The 18,870-nt window shown below is 36.6% G+C and carries 12 protein-coding genes and 1 tRNA gene; 4 read left to right on the top strand and 9 right to left on the bottom strand.

Annotated elements, in window-relative coordinates; all coding sequences use genetic code 11:
• Window positions 1–46: 46 nt before the first annotated feature.
• Window positions 47–322: a hypothetical protein gene (locus tag ACFINL_RS04380; RefSeq protein WP_375606656.1), complete on the bottom strand. Its 276-nt coding sequence runs from the start codon at window positions 320–322 to the stop codon at window positions 47–49.
• Between the two features lie 310 nt (window positions 323–632).
• On the opposite strand from ACFINL_RS04380, the gene ACFINL_RS04375 reads away from it, so the two are divergent.
• The gene (locus tag ACFINL_RS04375) at window positions 633–1,739 is read left to right on the top strand and encodes a branched-chain amino acid aminotransferase (protein ID WP_375650527.1); all 1,107 of its coding nucleotides are present in this window, start codon (window positions 633–635) and stop codon (window positions 1,737–1,739) included.
• Window positions 1,740–1,843: 104 nt separating this feature from the next.
• Here the strand turns inward: ACFINL_RS04375 and glpX are convergent, their stop codons facing one another.
• Window positions 1,844–2,830 (bottom strand): class II fructose-bisphosphatase, encoded by a 987-nt coding sequence (gene glpX / locus ACFINL_RS04370; RefSeq protein ID WP_375650523.1) that lies wholly within the window; start codon window positions 2,828–2,830, stop codon window positions 1,844–1,846.
• A gap of 144 nt (window positions 2,831–2,974) precedes the next feature.
• The gene (locus tag ACFINL_RS04365) at window positions 2,975–4,291 is read right to left on the bottom strand and encodes a homoserine dehydrogenase (RefSeq protein ID WP_375650519.1); all 1,317 of its coding nucleotides are present in this window, start codon (window positions 4,289–4,291) and stop codon (window positions 2,975–2,977) included.
• A 1,249-nt stretch (window positions 4,292–5,540) separates the two neighbouring features.
• Here ACFINL_RS04365 and ACFINL_RS04360 point away from each other — a divergent pair.
• The 3 genes from ACFINL_RS04360 (at window position 5,541) to ACFINL_RS04350 (ending at window position 9,168) form a co-directional block, all read left to right on the top strand.
• Window positions 5,541–5,615: transfer RNA gene (locus ACFINL_RS04360), tRNA-Glu, on the top strand.
• Between the two features lie 792 nt (window positions 5,616–6,407).
• On the top strand, window positions 6,408–7,622 hold the full coding sequence (locus tag ACFINL_RS04355) for an NADP-dependent isocitrate dehydrogenase (RefSeq protein ID WP_375611524.1): 1,215 nt from the start codon (window positions 6,408–6,410) through the stop codon (window positions 7,620–7,622).
• Between the two features lie 118 nt (window positions 7,623–7,740).
• Entirely contained in the window at window positions 7,741–9,168 is a 1,428-nt protein-coding gene (locus tag ACFINL_RS04350; RefSeq protein ID WP_375611523.1) for an MFS transporter, read from the top strand.
• 44 nt (window positions 9,169–9,212) lie between these two features.
• Here the strand turns inward: ACFINL_RS04350 and ACFINL_RS04345 are convergent, their stop codons facing one another.
• From ACFINL_RS04345 to gyrA, 6 genes are all read right to left on the bottom strand, one after another.
• Window positions 9,213–10,412, bottom strand: a complete 1,200-nt coding sequence (locus ACFINL_RS04345) for an MFS transporter (protein ID WP_375650514.1) — start codon at window positions 10,410–10,412, stop codon at window positions 9,213–9,215.
• 1,282 nt (window positions 10,413–11,694) lie between these two features.
• A complete protein-coding gene (gene tgt / locus ACFINL_RS04340) occupies window positions 11,695–12,813 on the bottom strand; it encodes a tRNA guanosine(34) transglycosylase Tgt (protein WP_375611521.1) in 1,119 nt (372 codons plus the stop codon).
• A 1,463-nt stretch (window positions 12,814–14,276) separates the two neighbouring features.
• Window positions 14,277–14,789 (bottom strand): peptidylprolyl isomerase, encoded by a 513-nt coding sequence (locus tag ACFINL_RS04335; protein ID WP_375611520.1) that lies wholly within the window; start codon window positions 14,787–14,789, stop codon window positions 14,277–14,279.
• Between the two features lie 18 nt (window positions 14,790–14,807).
• Window positions 14,808–15,401 (bottom strand): peptidylprolyl isomerase, encoded by a 594-nt coding sequence (locus tag ACFINL_RS04330; protein ID WP_375611519.1) that lies wholly within the window; start codon window positions 15,399–15,401, stop codon window positions 14,808–14,810.
• Window positions 15,402–15,403: 2 nt separating this feature from the next.
• Window positions 15,404–15,910, bottom strand: a complete 507-nt coding sequence (coaD, locus tag ACFINL_RS04325; RefSeq protein WP_375611518.1) for a pantetheine-phosphate adenylyltransferase — start codon at window positions 15,908–15,910, stop codon at window positions 15,404–15,406.
• A 24-nt stretch (window positions 15,911–15,934) separates the two neighbouring features.
• Window positions 15,935–18,718 (bottom strand): DNA gyrase subunit A, encoded by a 2,784-nt coding sequence (gyrA, locus tag ACFINL_RS04320; RefSeq protein WP_375611517.1) that lies wholly within the window; start codon window positions 18,716–18,718, stop codon window positions 15,935–15,937.
• Between the last annotated feature and the right edge of the window lie 152 nt (window positions 18,719–18,870).

The raw sequence follows: 18,870 nt of genomic DNA, 5'->3' as shown, positions 1-18,870 counted from the left end.
CTACGTCGATTTTTGCTCTATCTAAAAGATTATATTTATGAAAAAATCACTCCGTCCCCTTATAAGTATAAGGTACAAGGGGAGGCGAATTTAAATCTTTTTTGGGCGTTGTTACGCTTTGGCTTGTTTCTGGGGTATTATAACGCGAACTATGTTCAGGAGATTTTGCAAAAAAAGATCCTAAAAAACCAAAAATAAACCAGATAATAACCATCGCAAGAAGAATAGCAAAAATACCCTTAGCGATTGAAACAGGTTGTTCACGACCTCTTCTTTCTGCGGCCATACGTTCTTCATATGTGTGATAATTTTTATCAATCATAGTGGATTCCTTTTCTCAATTCCCTTACCTTTAAATTTCTAGAAAATATGCATATATGAAATTATTCAGATACTTATTGTGAGAAAACGATAATTATAGACAAAAGTTCCAGCTTACTTCATAAAGTTGAGAAAAAGAAGCGAGGATAGAATTAAAATATCTACCCTACTCTAGCCTTTGAATTCTATAATAAACCCCTTTGTATTCTATAATAAAACATTGACACAAAGGTTTTGTTAATAATAGAGTTATAATCAAAATATTTCATTATTTTTATTAATAAAAATGAAACATACTCAAAAGGTTTTTTATGAAATCTCCCATATCATCGCTTCCCTTTAAAATAGAAAAACACCCATCTCCTCTGTCAGAAGAAAAATATGAAGAAATTTTAAAAAGTCCCGGTTTTGGTCAATTTTTTACAGACCACATGTGTACTATTCAATGGACTGAAGACAAAGACTGGCACAATGCCGTCATTTCTCAATACAAAGCTTTAGAAATTAACCCTGCAAGTACCGTTTTACATTACGGACAGGAAATTTTTGAGGGTTTAAAAGCATATCGTGCAAAAGATGGACGCATCTTGCTCTTCCGTCCTGATGCCAATGCACAACGCTTTATAGAATCAGCACAACGTTTAGCTATGCCAGAATTGCCAAAAGATATTTTTCTGGATGCCGTTCATCAATTAGTAAAGATTGATCAAAAATGGGTTTCTGATCAGCCCAACGCTAGCCTCTATATCCGTCCATTTATGTTTGGCAATGAAAACTTTTTGGGAGTCCGCCCTTCTCAAGAATATCTTTTTTGTGTCATAGCCTCTCCAGTTGAATCCTATTTCAAAGGAGAAGAAAAATCTGTCAGCGTCTGGATTGAAACAGATTATAGTCGTGCCGGTCCAAGAGGAACAGGGGCTGCCAAATGTGGTGGAAACTATGCAGCAAGCTTACTGGCACAAAAAACTGCAACTGAAAATAATTGTAGCCAAGTACTCTTCCTTGATATGATTGAACATAAATGGATTGAAGAACTTGGTGGTATGAATGTCTGCTTTATTATGAACAATAATACACTTGTAACCCCCCCACTTAATGGAACTATCCTTCCAGGGATAACCCGTGATTCAATCTTAAGGTTAGCTCAACAAATGGGATTAAAAATAGAAGAGCGTCCTTATTCTTTTGCAGCGCTTCAAGAAGATGCAAAGAGTGGACACCTTAAAGAAGCCTTTGCTTGTGGTACAGCTGCCGTTGTCACATCAATTGGTCGTTTTAGATATAAAGGGGGAGAATTTATTATTGGAAATGAAACAGTTGGAGAAGTTACAAAGCAGCTTCGTACACAATTGGTTGGCATTCAAAAAGGGAACATAGAAGATAAAAATGGCTGGGTACATTCTGTCCAGCTCTCATAATATTTAAGGTATTCTCATATCTATAAACGCTTCCATGAAAGTAGATTCATGGAAGCGTTTTTCCTAGAAAACTCCCTCTATTTTTAGTGACAAAAAAGAAAGCATTAATCAAATTTCGAATGATTTCTATGCTTTGCTTTAATATTACGGACTGTACCCGTATGGGAGCGCATTACGAGAGTTTCCGTTTGAATGTAACGAGATGTAAATTTAACACCAGAAAGCATATTGCCATCTGTCACCCCTGTTGCTGAAAACAAAACATCACCCTTTGCCATTTCTTCCATTGTATAAACCTTATTGGGATCACTAATCCCCATTTTAGCTGCACGAGCAATTTTCTCTTCTGTATCAAGCAGCAAACGACCTTGCATCTGTCCTCCAATGCAGCGCAAAGCAGCAGAAGCTAAGACACCTTCAGGTGCTCCACCAATCCCCATATAGATATCAATACCTGTTTCTTCTGGATCAGTTGTATCAATAACAGCAGCCACATCTCCATCCCCAATCAAGCGAATCGACGCCCCTGTCGCTCGTACTTCATTAACCAATTTTTCATGACGAGGTCTATCCATAATACAAACAACAATCTGATTAACAGTCACTCCTTTAGCCTTCGCAAGAGCATGTATATTATCGGTAGGACAAGCATCTATATCGACTACTCCCTTTGGATAACCAGGACCAATAGCAATTTTGTTCATATAAACATCAGGGGCATAAAGGAGATTACCCTTTTCAGCAATTGCAACTACTGCCAAAGAATTGGCAATATTTTTAGCACAAAGTGTTGTTCCCTCTAGTGGATCAAGTGCAATATCGATCGCCAATCCACTTTGAAGACCTACTTTTTCTCCAATATAAAGCATAGGCGCTTCATCCCGCTCACCTTCACCAATCACCACTGTACCATCAATAGGCAATCGATTAAGTTCCTGCCGCATTGCATCTACAGCAGCTTGATCCGCTGCCTTTTCATCGCCATGTCCGCGCCAGCGTGCAGCAGCAACAGCAGCACGTTCAGTAACACGTACCAATTCAAGCGTCAAAATACGATCAAGTCCATTTAAAATCTTCTGAGTTGTGGGCATATGAAAAAATCCTACCGAATGAATACCAGAAAAAATATGAGTCCTTATTAAATACTAAGAATAAAGTTTTTTGGCAAAGATGAAAATTTTCCACAAGAGATAAAAGAACTCAAGCGTTCCTTTTTGTCATTATCAAGAAAGTTATCAATTCTCTGTCATAGGTTCAATACGAATAAATTGAGATTTTGCAACAAGATGTCCATCTTTTTCAATTTCTGCAAGTGCCTGTCGTACATTCACCTCTGTTGTTTCATGCGTAATTAAAATAATTGTTTTTTCAATTTGATCTTCTACAAAAGATCTTTGAACAATCGACTCCAATGAGATGTGATTATCAGCCATATGCCTTGCGACCGCGGCAAAAACACCAGTACGATCATGAACATTTAAACGAATAAAATAACCACCTGCATGATGCGAAATACGTGCTTTTTTATGAGGAGCAAGTTCTAATGCTGGGCGTCTTAAAACAGGTGCATACTGAAAACCAGAACGTGCTTTTGCTATATCAGCCAAATCACCAATAACGGCTGATGCTGTTGCCTTTCCTCCGGCGCCAGGACCAGAAAACAGTAATTCACCTAATAAATCACTTTGAATAGAAAGAGCATTGGTTACACCATTTATCTGTGCAATCATTGAGGATGTTGGTACCATTGTTGGATGAACGCGTTGCTCTATTCCAGAATCCGTTTTTAATGCAACCCCTAAAAGCTTAATCCGATACCCCAATTCATCAGCTGCTCGAATATCAATTTGCGAAATATTATGAATTCCTTCAACATAAACATCATCTAACGAAACAGCAGTTCCAAATGCCAAGCTTGTCAACAAAGCTAATTTATGAGCAGTATCATTTCCCTCAATATCAAAACTTGGATCTGCTTCAGCATACCCAAGTCTCTGTGCATCTGCTAAACAATCTTTAAATGAAAGACCTTCCGTAAACATGCGTGTTAATATATAATTACATGTTCCATTGAGAATACCATAAATTCGCGATATGCGATTACTGACAAGTGATTCTCTCATCGCTTTGATGACAGGAATTCCCCCTGCAACAGCTGCTTCAAAATGAAGAAAAACACCTTTTTTTTCTGCAATTATAGCCAGCTCTACGCCATGTTGAGCAAGAAGAGCTTTATTGGCTGTTACAACATGATGTCCCGCCTCAAGCGCTCTCTTAACAGCGGTATACACCACATCCAATTCACCACCAATTAACTCTACAAAAACATCAATCTCATCAGAAGCAGCCAACTCCACAGGTGAATCAAACCATTTTATACCACTAAGATCAATTCCACGATTGCGACCTTTATCACGCGCACTAACAGCAACAACTTTGATGAATCGCCCACATTGACAAGCTAAACTATTCGCTTTTTCAAATAGAGTTCGAATAACTGAAGTACCAACTGTACCAAGTCCCGCAACGCCAACTTTTAAAGCTTCTGCCATATTCTAACCACTGATCCCTATCTTCATTGAAAAATCGTTTAAATGATGTGCCAATCAACACAAAAAGTACTTATGTTCATAAAAACAAAAGAAATACCCTGCTCTATTCATTTCATTTTCTCTAATAGAATTATCCCCGCTTGTTCAATCAACATTCCTAAAAATATAATATTTATTGTCTTCAAAGATTTCAGAATCTTTATAAAATATCTAATTCAGAATGAAAATCTGTAAAACTTATAAATGCAAGTTTCCATAAAGAAAAGTTCTAAAAAATAATCAATAACCAGTTAAAGAATATTGAAGAATTGGTAAGAAAGAATAAAAACATCTCTTCTAAATCAACAAGTATGGAAAAAAAAACATTCTTTCATATGATAAATTAAGGGAATGAATAAAATAAAGTAAATCAGTAAATGATAACACATTCCTTCCTACCATTCCATAGCTTTAACTATAAATCTTTAATGCAAAAATCTTAACGCACTCATATATCAAAATAGAACCTTACATTAAAGTAAAAAACAAGACTTGATATGTGTACACCATAATTCTGAAATATTATAAATATGGAGAATAAATTTGCAAAATTCGAATATTTTATCTCAACTTATTACCACCTCTTTGCAAAACTAGCGAATTGAAGTGACAAAAAACTCAATTTACCCTTTATCCACGCTAATTCATTTTCAAATCAAGAACTTCTCAATATGTAAAAGAACAAATGAATGGTTTTTAATTTTAAAAATTTTACAGTCATTTAAAAGTAAATATAAGAAAATTATTTTTTAATATATTCTGTAAAAATTGCTTTAATATTTTTATTATAAAGAATCTTTTTATATTTTGTTAAACTGAAAGGAATCTGTGGCTTGTTCCTCAAAAAACTTTTGTATGATTGGTATTATTTGTTAATTTGGTAATAAATATTGTCTTTCTACTTCATAAATTATACAGTTTTTGCTTTATGATAAGCTCAAATGAGAAGTCTTCTGTATAAAGGCTCTTTCAAGCAAGTTAAATAATATTCTCATATGGTGAGCAAAGATAACAAACGATAAAATATGCAAAAAATAAATACATTAAAAATGCTGTTTTTGATCATTTTTGCCTACTCCTCAAACTGAAAAAAACAATCCAAACAGAAATCGCTCAAAAATTATTCAATAAAACACACTTTTTTCAAAAAAAATGACACAGAGGGCTTGCGAAGTAAAAAGATCCTCTCTATAAGCCTCATCATTGGTTTGCGCCCATCGTCTAGCGGTTAGGACATCGCCCTTTCACGGCGGAAACAGGGGTTCGATTCCCCTTGGGCGTACCATGTTTCTTTTTTCTATGTGTAATATATTCATTTTATTTGTGTTTTTAAAAATGAGGGATGCATAAATAAAAATGAGGGAATAAGATTTTAAAAGGAATCTCTTCGTAAAAAGGATACAAGAATCATTAGGTGATTAATTTCTTTGTTGCATTTCGAGGATAGTGCTTTACTGCGCATAGTTAATAACAATAAGAATCGATAAAACATAAGAATTAGAAGATTCTAGCTCGCGATACGGTAATTTTATAAGTCATATTCTTGCGTATGCTGTTAATTTTTAAATTAAAACCAGCCGGCATCATTTATACGTTTTTTTCAACCTTCAAAATTGAAGTTTATCTCAAACGCATTTTATATGAAGCATTTCTAATTACAGTGCCTTTGTTATCACATTAAACTTTTTATAAACAAACAGACCGTAAGCTCAGAATTGAAATAGCAATATAAAAATAGTTTCTTATTCACCTAACACAACAAATCAAGAAACTATAATTCAGAATACGATCAACTTATTAAATGGAATCTCTGATAATAAAAATGCATAATCCCCGTCCCCCAGTGATCTAACTACCTTATCTATTAAACAGATTCTTCATTAATCATAGAATAATTATAGATTTGCAAACACATCACTTCTTTTCAAAAATTAAACCCTCCAACAAAATTTTACACTCTATTGATAATATATTCTAAAAGCTCATATTTGAATGCTTTTTTCCCTTGTTTTTACTTTTCATTATAAACTTGAAAGTGTTATACAAGTAGTATCGCTTAAAAGAAAAAGGATTTCTAATGGTAAAGATCAAAGTAGAAAACCCCGTTGTTGAACTTGATGGGGATGAGATGACCCGCATCATCTGGAAATATATCAAAGATAAATTAATCCATCCCTACCTCGACATTGATCTAAAATATTATGATCTTTCCGTCGTAAATCGTGATGCAACCAATGATCAGGTAACTATCGATTCTGCCAATGCTATCAAAAAATATGGGGTTGGTATAAAATGCGCAACCATCACACCTGATGAGGCACGCGTTAAAGAATTTAACCTAAAAAAAATGTGGAAATCACCTAATGGCACAATCCGCAATATTTTAGGAGGAGTCATTTTTCGCGAACCCATTATCTGTAAAAATGTCCCTCGCCTTGTTCCTAACTGGACAAAGCCAATTATTATCGGACGTCACGCTTTTGGTGATCAATACAAGGCAACAGATTTTAAATTTCCAGGAAAAGGGAAATTAAGTATTAAATTTGTCGGTGATGATAATCAAGTTATTGAACATGATGTTTTTGATGCTCCAAGCGCAGGGGTTGCCATGGCTATGTATAACCTTGATGAGTCAATTCGTGATTTTGCCCGCGCATCCTTTAATTATGGACTACAACGGAATGTTCCAGTTTATCTTTCAACAAAAAATACCATTCTAAAAACTTACGATGGTCGTTTTAAAGATATCTTTCAAGAAATATTCGATACGGAATTTAAAACTGAATTTGAAAACCGTAAATTATATTACGAACACCGTCTTATTGATGATATGGTTGCTTCTGCATTAAAGTGGTCAGGTGGATACGTATGGGCATGTAAAAACTATGATGGTGATGTCCAATCTGATATTGTTGCCCAAGGCTTTGGTTCTCTGGGTCTCATGACTTCTGTTCTCATGACACCTGACGGCAAAATTGTTGAAGCAGAGGCAGCACACGGCACTGTAACACGCCATTATCGTCAGCATCAAAAGAATGAAGAAACATCAACGAACTCTATTGCATCTATTTTTGCATGGACGCGTGGACTAGCGCACCGTGCTAAACTAGATAACAATGAGAAGTTAAAAAACTTTTCCACGACATTGGAAGAAGTTTGTATTAAAACCGTCGAAGAAGGTTTTATGACCAAAGATCTCGCACTTTTGATTGGGCCTAAACAAAAGTGGCTTTCTACAACAGGTTTCCTCGATAAAATTGATGAGAATCTCAAAAAAGCAATGGGCAGTTGAGTTATTACTTAAATTAAAATTCAAAGCTCTAAACAGAGCTTTGAATTTCTCTTGGCAAATTCAAAGAAGTACCTTATAAGTAAAAAGAGGATAGATTTTTATTAAATAGCAAAAAACAGTGAAAAAACAGGGCTGGTCTGCGCTTTTATTGGGTAAAAATGGTCTTTGCTTTTTAACGTTTACAGGTGGAGTTGTGTTACACGCCACCAACGTTTATATTGTTATTACTATTTTACCCTCTCTTATGAATCATATTGGCAGTGAAATATATTATTCTTGGGTGGCTACTGTCTTTATTACAGCTTCACTCGTGGGTACTTCACTTGCAACAAAAATATTAGGGAAATTAGGTCCTCGCAATGCGTATGTTATTTCTGGACTTATCTTCACCCTAGGCACTTTTATGTGCAGCATTTCTTCATCTATGCCATTGTTTTTAATAGGACGCTTTATCCAAGGATTTGGAAGTGGTTCTTTGTTATCCCTATCCTATTCCATGGTACGGATTGTTTTCAGCCCATCTTTATGGTCACATGCATTAAGTATTATCTCTGGAATGTGGGGAATATCAACCTTGTTAGGACCAGCAATCGGGGGGCTTTCTGTATATTATGGGCTATGGCGAGCATCCTTTTTGATCATTGGCGTATTAGCTATATTTTTCTCACTCATCGCCTTTAAATTTTTACCAAAAAAGAATGAAAACGATGTTCCAACACCCCCTCTTCCTCTTCTCCAGCTTTTCACACTCACCTTATTGATTTTTATTATTTCTGTTGGAGGGGCTATGGAGTCTACAATAGCAAAAATTTGCGGATTAGTTATCGGACTTAGTCTTCTCTTTGTTCTAGCAAAAATCGAATCATCTACCCCTCATCCTATGTTGCCCCGCAAATCCTTTTCTTTCTCTTCTGAAATCTTTTCTGTTTACGCATTGATACTCGTTATGACAACAGTCGTATACAGTATAGAACTTTATTTTCCACTTTTTCTTCAAGAGCTTCATGGGCAAGCTCCACTTATTGCTGGTTATATAGCAGCACTTATGAGCCTAGGGTGGACATGTGGAGCCATCTCAAGTGCTGGTGTCTCCACAAAAAAAATTCGCAACATCATTGTATACTCGCCCCTATTAAAACTGTTAGGCATAGTGATTCTTTTATGGCTCATCCCAACAGAAGTTTCCGCGCTTGAATATATTTTTATTATTTGCTTAGCACTGTTTTCTATTGGAATCAGTGCGGGCATAGCATGGCCACATTTGCTCACAAGGATCTTACAATGTGCAAATGATGAAGATGCTCTCCGTGCCAGTGAATCCCTTACCTCTGTACAACTATTTTCAGCGGCCTTAAGTGCAACTCTAGCAGGAGTCATCACCAATCTTGCTGGCCTCTTTAATCCTGGAGGAACAATAGGAATGATCTTAGCAGCAAAAACTCTTCTTATAGTGCTCATGGGTCTTTTATTTTGTCTTGCTATTCCATTAGCACTGCGCATTTCTTACTGCATATTGAAAAATCCAACAGGACATTCCAATAACTAAAAATAAATATAAAAATTCCTTCTTCATTTAAAAAATGAAAAATATTAAGCATGCTTCTCCATATACCATGAGACGCAAAAAACCATTAATCCACACAAAGTTAGAACACTTCCTAAAAAAGCTGTATATTCATAACTATAGCCCAATTTTAAAACTAATGCTCCAGATTCTGCACCAAGAGCGTTGGCAATATTAAAAGCAGACTGCATTAATGCTCCTGCCAAAATCTGTCCCTGTAGTGCAACATCCATAATTTTTGTTTGTATAGAAGGCATAGCAGCAAAAGAAGTTCCAACAAAAAAGCATCCTATTGCCGCTGTTAACGGAGCATAGGATAAAAAGAAAAAAAGAAAAAAAACAAATACGCTCCAAAGCATAGAAAAAAATATCATCGGCGAAATACCAATTTTAACGGCCAATTTAGGCCCCAAGAGATTTCCTACCACCATACCCAATCCAACTAACGGCATGATAAATGGTACCAACTCAAGTGAAACACCAGAAATATGCATTAATGTTGGCTTGATATAAGTGAAAACAGAAAATAATCCTGACGCTCCCACCGACACCATCAACAAAAGAAGCCACACCTGCTTTTGCTTTAATGCACCCATTTCTTGCAAAGGATTCGTTTTTGGAAAACTTGAATCACAAGGAAAAAAATTCCAAATAAGCAAACAACATAATAAAGCGATCATCCCCACAAGGACAAAAGCAATCTGCCAACCAATAAGTTGACCAATCCAAGTAGCACTGGGTGCTCCCAAAACGGTTGCAATTGTTAAGCCAAGCATAACATATCCAACAGCTTTAGAACGTTCTTTCATTTCTACCATTGAAGAGGCAACCATAGCCGCAAGTCCAAAATAGATTCCATGAGGAAGTCCACTGAGAAAGCGTAATACTACTAATATGCTAAAATCAGAAACAAAGGCACTAGCAATATTTGCTAAAGCATAAAAAAGCATCAAGCCTATCAAAACAGTTTTGCGTGATACCTGAGCTGTTGCCACAGCTAAAAGAGGTGCTCCAATCACAACTCCTAATGCATAAGCAGAAATATATTGACCAGCGGTAGGAATATCAACATAGGAACTTCGTGCCATCTCTGGCAGTAGCCCCATTGCAACAAACTCTGCAGTACCAATAGCAAAACTGCCCACGGCAAGAGCTAAAATTATTAAACGTCGTATTCTCGAATCAATTCCCAATACAAGAACCTTTTGTTGATAAGAATCCCTCATATCATCACTTCTGAATAGGAGTTTTAACTGTAAATATCTGTAATACACACAAACAAAAATTCAAAACATTGTTATACGCATGCCCAATAGTCCCCAATAAAGTTTTAGAAATATTTTGATATATAAAGCATTTTATGGAGTTTTAAGTAAGATTCTTTAATGGAAAATCTTTGAAAACCTCAAGATCATAGACGTATTCACCTATTTCTATCAAATCTACCAGATAATAAACTTTGTCTCCTCTTTTTAGCCGTTGAAATTTACAGTGAAAACTTTATTTTAAAACGATATAATATACCCTATAAATAATTCTAAAATTTGCTGAAGAATGCATTTCAAACAAGTGAACAATATCTCATCATTATCTTGATACAAAGATAAAACTTCTCCCCCCAAATTATTGTTGCTTTATTTTGCTACCTGAATACAGATCCCCCAAATCGATAAGCTATAATTTCAACTTTAGGCCATTCTTATAAATTATTATAGAGTCTTTTAAAAATTCTCATGATAATAGTGCTTGGTTTCTAGATTTATTAAATACCCTCTTTTAGACATCTTTACCCCTCCCTCATCTAACAGAGGAATCGCATCAGATATCTAACTCACTATCTGTAAATTAAAATATTCACGTAAATATATTATGATTATTTTCAGATAAATTCTATAAACAAAGCAAAAAACAAATATAATAAATTTTGTATAAGTATGTTTATTGATGTTTTATAAACATGACAATTACCGTGATTAATATTTAATTTATTATGACATAATATCTATATTTTTATTATATAAATAATATTACATAAATCTATTTTAAAGAATATTTATATATAAAAACTTAAAAAATAAAATTATAACATTTTAAATGTTGTAATTTTATTTTAGTTTTATTTTAATTTTCTAAAAATTTATCTGTTCGATTGTATATAATCCATTCTTTACCTTTAGTAATAAAAAACACAAAGTAGCTCATAAAAGTACAATTTTCATACTTCTTTAAGAGTTCGCTAACGCCTCATTAACATTGTTGCTGTAAACAGTCATCAGAAACAGAAAAACTGTTTTTCTCCGGATCAGGTAGCGCGTACCGGAGTAACAGTTTCTGTTTTATATAGTAATTAGAAAAGAATATGTACCCTATAAAACCGCACTGTTATATCTTAAGATAGTGGAATTTTATAATTTTGGAAGATGTTTCTAATTTCATATTTTTAGCTAAATTTGTAAGTGCGAGAATAAATTCAATAAAAAAATGAGGTGCTATATTACGATTAATATTTTAGCGTCCTTGTGCCCATAGAGCACGCGTTTCAGCGCAAAAATCAGCATAACAGCCTTCCTCAATGGCATCACGAATTCCCTGCATAAGTTGTTGATAATAAAAAAGATTATTCCACGTCAACAACATCCCCCCAAGAGATTCACCAGATTTAATCAAATGATGCAAATAAGCACAACTATAATTATGTGCTGCTGGACAAAGTGACTGTGGATCAAGAGGAAGTGGATCTTCTGCATAACGCGCATTACGCAAATTAATTCTACCAAAGCGGGTAAAAGCTAAACCATGACGTCCTGCACGCGTCGGCATAACACAATCAAACATATCAACACCACGAGCAACACTTTGTAAAATATCATCAGGTGTCCCTACTCCCATAAGATAGCGTGGTTTATCCTCTGGTAAAATCGGACAAGTAGTATCCAATACTGCTGTCATAACACTCTGCGGCTCACCAACAGCAAGCCCTCCAATAGCGTAACCTTTTAAATCTATTTCTTTTAATGCTTGAGCAGAACGTTCACGCAGTTTCATATTATCACCCCCTTGAACAATCCCAAACAATGCTTTATCTGGCTGATCTCCAAAAGCTGTTTTACAACGCAGCGCCCACCGCAATGAAAGTTCCATAGCTTCTTCCATTTCTTTTTCAGTTGCGGGTAATGCAATACATTGATCCAACTGCATCTGGATATCCGCACCAAGAAGTTCTTGAATTTCGATAGAACGCTCTGGACTCATTTCATAGTAAGCTCCATTAATGTAAGAACGAAAAATCACACCTTGTTCAGTAATTTTACGGATTCCCGCCAATGACATAACCTGAAAGCCACCAGAATCGGTTAAAATAGGTCCGCTCCAGCGTGAAAATTCATGTAATCCTCCCAAACGCGCAACACGTTCAGCTCCTGGACGTAACATTAAATGATAAGTATTCCCCAAAATGATATCTGCACCAAGATCACGAATTTGATCCATATACATAGCCTTAATGGTTCCTGCCGTCCCAACAGGCATAAATGCGGGTGTACGAACACATCCTCGCCCCGTTATAATTTCGCCTCGACGTGCATACCCATCTTGAGCAATTTTTCTATAATGAAATGTCTTTATCATAACTCTCGTCTTTTTGATTCCATCAATGCATATCTCTATAGAAAGAAAAAAGATATCCCCTTACGAGCATTGTCAAAAGCTTTATGAATTAATTTTTGATTCGCTCAATATTGTAACCAGCATCAAAAATTAAACGAGATAAAAGAACATTTCTTGTTAAGAAATCACCATAATAAAAGTGATAATCTAACTCTAGAAAAATAGTAAAATCCTTATAATATCATACCACAAAATACCTACGCTTAACGCACTAAAGCCTTAACAGAACTGCAAAATTATTATCACAATAATTTCATCTTCACATACTTCCATAAGCAGTAACTTTGTACCCATAGAAGAAAATTTTGAACGCATTGTACAGCTTACATATTCTTTAACTTTTACAGATAAAAATTTTTCATCTACTGGGCACAGCGATCCTCACGCTTAATAAAAGCGCAAATGAGCATAATCACTTATCCACTCACAATATTGAGATAGCTCTTAGCATTTAAGATAATTCACAAAAGAAATTAACGTGTAAATAAAAATACTTTAAAAAACTAAAAATGCTTTTTGTAAAGATTCTCAAATACCAAAAGCTCTATCGTACCATTAGAGGCTGAAAAAGCGTATGATGGTACCCGCTTGCTCCGTCATAAGCTTTAAAGAAGGTGGTGCATAATAGATTTTATACTATTTATAGCTTTAAAACTATACATGCCATGAATATCATCGTGGAAGTGAACGTTGATATGTACTGAGAAATGCTTCTTAAAAAACACGTAAATACGCAACACAAGTGTATTCCGTTTGGAGCATTCCTCTATTAAAAAACGAGAAAAATAAAAGCGTAAGTCCATGCATAATCTTCATTATTTAAAAGATATTGCATTAGATACTTTTAAAAAAGTAAAGTTGAGTTAAAAAGGAGATGGCAAGACTAGCCATTTATTTCACTTCTGCGCCTTTATTATATTCTTCTAAGATTAAACTGTCTTCTTATTTTAAAGATTACGCCAATATATATATAAATGCTGGTTTTCCACCTTGCTAAGAAAACTGGATGAGCGAGTAAAGCTCTTATCCGTCTTAATATGTGTTTCAAATATGCTTCTGCATTAGGATTGGATGTTGATTTACGAGCAGAAACAAAAGCACACGCTCTCTTAAGAAAGTAACATCATAAAACCATTAAGACCGACAATGGATTGAAGAAAAATGCCGAATTTTTTATAAAACACTTTGCCAAACAACAACCATAATACAACAGACTTTGCGTTTTCTTATTCTGACAGGTGTTTGTACAAATCCTTTGCATTATATTCTTCAGGAAGATCCGATTGAAGAAAATATATGGACAATGCTTAGCTCGAAATTATAAAAGGTAAGCCTGATACTACAAAAGAGTTTCGTGTGCCTTTATTGATCAGAAAAGAGTATTTTTTCTTAGAAACTTACAATTGAAATCAGTATAGTTTATACTATTCTACATCTGCAGCAATAATGGCTTTGGTAATTGAATCTGGATCTGCAACAGGTTCACCACGTTTAATTTTATCAACATTTTCCATACCTTCAACAACCTGCCCCCATATGGAATATTGACGATCAAGCCACGGAGCATCTGCAAAACAAATAAAAAACTGAGAGTTAGCAGAATTTGGATTCTGACTCCGTGCCATAGAAACTGTACCACGCTTATGAGAAAGATTTGAAAACTCTGCTGTTAAATTTGGTTTTTCTGCCCCCCCCATACCAGCACGTGATAAATTGAATTTTTCACTATCCTTCTTTCCAAATTGCACATCCCCTGTTTGCGCCATAAAACCATCAATAACGCGATGGAAAATAACATTATCATAAGCACCTTCCCGTACCAGTTCTTTAATACGTGCAACATGACAAGGTGCCAAATCAGCAAAAAGCTCAATAACAACTCTGCCCTTTGTTGTTTCAAGAATTAAAGTATTCTCTGGATTTTTATTCTCAGCCATATGGAAAGCTCCCTTGATTCATTTCTCAACTTGTAAAGTAGCAGCATTAATAACATCAGGATTTTTTACAGATCCATTATTACTTGTCGTACCTTTTTTTATTTTATCAACAACATCCATCCCCTTTATAACCTCTCCAACAACCGTATACTGACCGTTTAAAAAAGCAGCATCCTCAAAACAAATGAAGAATTGAGAATTCGCGGAATCCGGATCTTGTGATCGTGCCATCCCAACTGTACCACGCTTAAACGGCTGTTTTGAAAACTCTGCCGGTATATTGGGATAATTTGAGCCACCCATACCAACGCGTTTCAGATCAAAATCTCTACTGCCTTTTTTTCCAAATTCTACATCACCAGTTTGTGCCATGAAATTAGGAATAACGCGATGAAACACAACATTATTATAGGCCCCCTCCTCTGTTAATCTTTTGATTTGCGCAACATGCTTTGGCGCCAAATCAGGACGCAGACGAATAATGACATCACCATCTTTGAGAGATAAAACAAGAAGGTTTGCATCGCTTGCTGGTCTAGGATTACCAGCGACAGCGGACAATGAAAAAAAACAAAACACACATATCAAAACAGCAAAAATTCTACGAGACACACTTATTCTCCCCTAAAAGATTGGTATTTCGAGCTTAAAGCTTGTGCAACATTGGGCGGTACAAATGGTGTCACATCACCTCCCATAGAGGCAATTTGGCGTACCAATGTAGAAGTTATCGCGCGCCCAGAAACACTTGCCGGCAAAAAAACAGTTTGCAATTCAGGAGCCATAACACCATTCATTCCTGCCATTTGCATTTCATAATCAAGATCAGTACCATCACGCAATCCACGAATGAGAAATGAAGCACCAACTTCACGCGCCTTCTCAATGAGAAGGTTGCTAAATGAAAGAACCTGCAATCGATTAGAATCTGCACCAAATAAGTCTTTCCCTACCTGCGTAATGAAATCAACACGCTCTTCGAAGCTAAAGAGTGTTTTTTTGTCAGCCTGTATCCCTATAGCGACGACCACCTTATCAGCTAACACAAAACACCCTTTCAAAACATCAAGATGACCATTTGTAAGAGGATCAAAAGAACCCGCGTAAAGAGCAATTTTCATGACTTTACTCCTTCCTCTTAAAAATTATTTTTCTTCGCTCATATCAACTGTATCAGAATGCTTCTCACCTTCATCATCTAATGAACCCGTATCATCTTCAGGTTCAGAAATACGTTCAACCGATACGACTCTTTCACCTTTGGCTGTATTAAAAATTGTGACTCCCTTAGTTGAGCGCCCAGCAGTACGAATTCCCTCAACAGGGACACGAATAAGCTGCCCCCCATCTGATACCAACATAATTTGATCTTGCGCCTTCACCGGAAAAGCCGCTACTAATTTACCAATTTCAGCTGTTTTAGATGGATCTGTTGCGCGAATCCCCTTTCCGCCACGTCCCGAAATCCGGAACTCATAGGAAGAAGAACGTTTACCATAACCAAACTCACTCACTGTCAAAAGCATTTGTTCACGTGCATGAAGTTCTGCATAACGTTCATCTGTTAACTCTGTTTCAGCACCCCCATCTTCTTCATCAAAAGTTATAACATCTTCAACATCAGCATCTGCACCAGAAGCACGCCGTTCATTCATTACACGTTTAATATAAGCAGAACGCTCAATGGACGTCGCCTCGACATGCTCTAAAATTGTCATCGAAATGACTTTATCGCCTTTAGCTAAATTGATACCACGAACTCCCACAGAATTACGCCCAGCAAAGACCCGAACATCAACAACTGGAAAACGGATACATTGTCCATTGGCTGTTGTTAGAACAACATCATCATGTTCTGTACAGGTTTCAACAGAAAGAATTTCATCTTCTTCATCAAGTTTCATCGCAATTTTACCATTACGATTAACCTGAACGAAATCTGATAATTTATTACGACGCACAGTTCCACGTGTTGTCGCAAACATAATATCTAATGCACTCCAGCTCGCTTCATCTTCAGGCAAAGGCATAATCGTTGTAATACGCTCACCTTGTTGTAAAGGAAGCATATTGATCAAAGCCCGCCCACGCGATTGGGGTGTCCCCAGCGGCAGCCGCCAAACTTTTTCCTTATAAACAATCCCACGTGATGAAAAGAAAAGAACCGGAGTATGCGTATTGGCAACAAACAACCGCGTTACAAAATCCTCATCCTTCGTGGACATACCAGAACGCCCCTTACCACCACGTCGCTGTGCACGATAGGTATTAAGAGGCACACGCTTAATATAGCCACTATGGCTTACCGTTACCACCATATCCTCTGGTGCGATCAGATCTTCACTCTCCATCTCAGCGCTACCAAAACCAAATACGGTACGTCGCGGCGTTGCAAATTCCTCACGAAGAGCACTCAACTCATCCTTAACAATAGACATAATGCGTACGCGTGATGCCAAGATCTCAAGATAGTCAGCGATATCCACGCCAATTTTATTCAATTCATCAGCGATTTCATCACGCCCAAGGGCTGTCAATCGTTGCAAACGCAATTCTAAAATAGCACGCGCCTGTTCTTCAGAGAGGTTATAAGTACCATCCTCATGAATAATATGACGAGGATCATCAATAAGTTTAATCAAAGGCGCGACATCCATCGCTGGCCAGCGTCGCTCCATTAACTGTGCACGTGCTGTCTGCGGATCAGGAGCTTTGCGAATAAGCGCTATAATTTCATCAATATTGGCAACAGCAAGGGCAAGGCCAACCAAAACATGTGCTCGCTCACGCGCTTTACGCAAAAGATATTTTGTTCGCCGACTGACAACTTCTTCCCGAAAAGAAACAAATGCACGAAGCATATCAAGCAACGTCATCTGTTCGGGTTTTCCCCCATTCAAAGCAACCATATTACAACCAAAGGAAGTTTGTAGCGGCGTATACCGATATAATTGGTTTAAAACAACTTCCGCAACAACATCTTTCTTCAGCTCAATAACAACCCGATATCCATCACGATCAGATTCGTCACGCAAATCAGAGATTCCCTCAATGCGTTTATCGCGCACCAATTCAGCCATTTTCTCAATCATTGTTGCCTTATTAACTTGATAAGGGATCTCACTCACAATAATTGCTTGTCGACCACTGCGAATTTCTTCGATCTCAACTTTAGCACGCATAATGATTGAGCCACGCCCTGTTTCATAAGCTGCACGAACACCAGAGTGGCCAAGGATAATACCCCCTGTAGGAAAATCCGGACCAGGAATAATTTCAATTATTTTATCGAGTGTGATATCGGGATTATCAATCAAAGCGATACAACCATCAACGACTTCACCAAGATTATGGGGAGGAATATTGGTTGCCATTCCCACAGCAATTCCCCCTGACCCATTAACCAAAAGATTGGGAAAACGCGCTGGTAAGACAACCGGTTCACGCTCACGCCCATCGTAATTATCCTGAAAATCAACAGTATCTTTATCAATATCAGCTAAAAGTTCTTCTGAAACTTTTTCTAAACGACACTCAGTATAGCGCATAGCCGCGGGTGGATCACCATCAACGGAACCAAAATTTCCCTGACCATCAATTAATGGATTTCTTAAAGAAAAGTCCTGCGCCATACGCACTAATGCATCGTAAATTGAAGCATCACCATGGGGATGAAATTTCCCCATAACCTCACCAACAACACCAGCAGATTTACGATACGACTTATTGAAAGAAAGCCCCATCTCATTCATAGCATGAAGGATACGTCGATGAACAGGCTTAAGACCATCACGGACATCAGGGAGTGCACGTGAAACAATCACGCTCATCGCATAATCGAGATAGGAGCGTTGCATTTCATCAATAATACTGATTGGTTCAATACCGGTTAGCACATCACGTTCTGGGTGTGGAGTAAGATCGGTCACAATTTCAAAACTTTCAAAAAAGAATCATTTCACTTTATTTATAGCGAAAAATACACAAAAATGCTAATTTCTCTCCCATGACAAAAAAGAAATTTAACAATATTTTTCAAGATGTTATTAATTTATATTTTAAATTACCAATAATAATTAAC

It is taken from the genome of Bartonella sp. AA78NXGY (assembly GCF_042197005.1).
In the GTDB taxonomy this organism is placed as follows: domain Bacteria; phylum Pseudomonadota; class Alphaproteobacteria; order Rhizobiales; family Rhizobiaceae; genus Bartonella.
The sequence above is the reverse complement of the archived record's forward strand: the minus strand, read 5'-3'. Positions and strand labels throughout refer to the sequence as shown.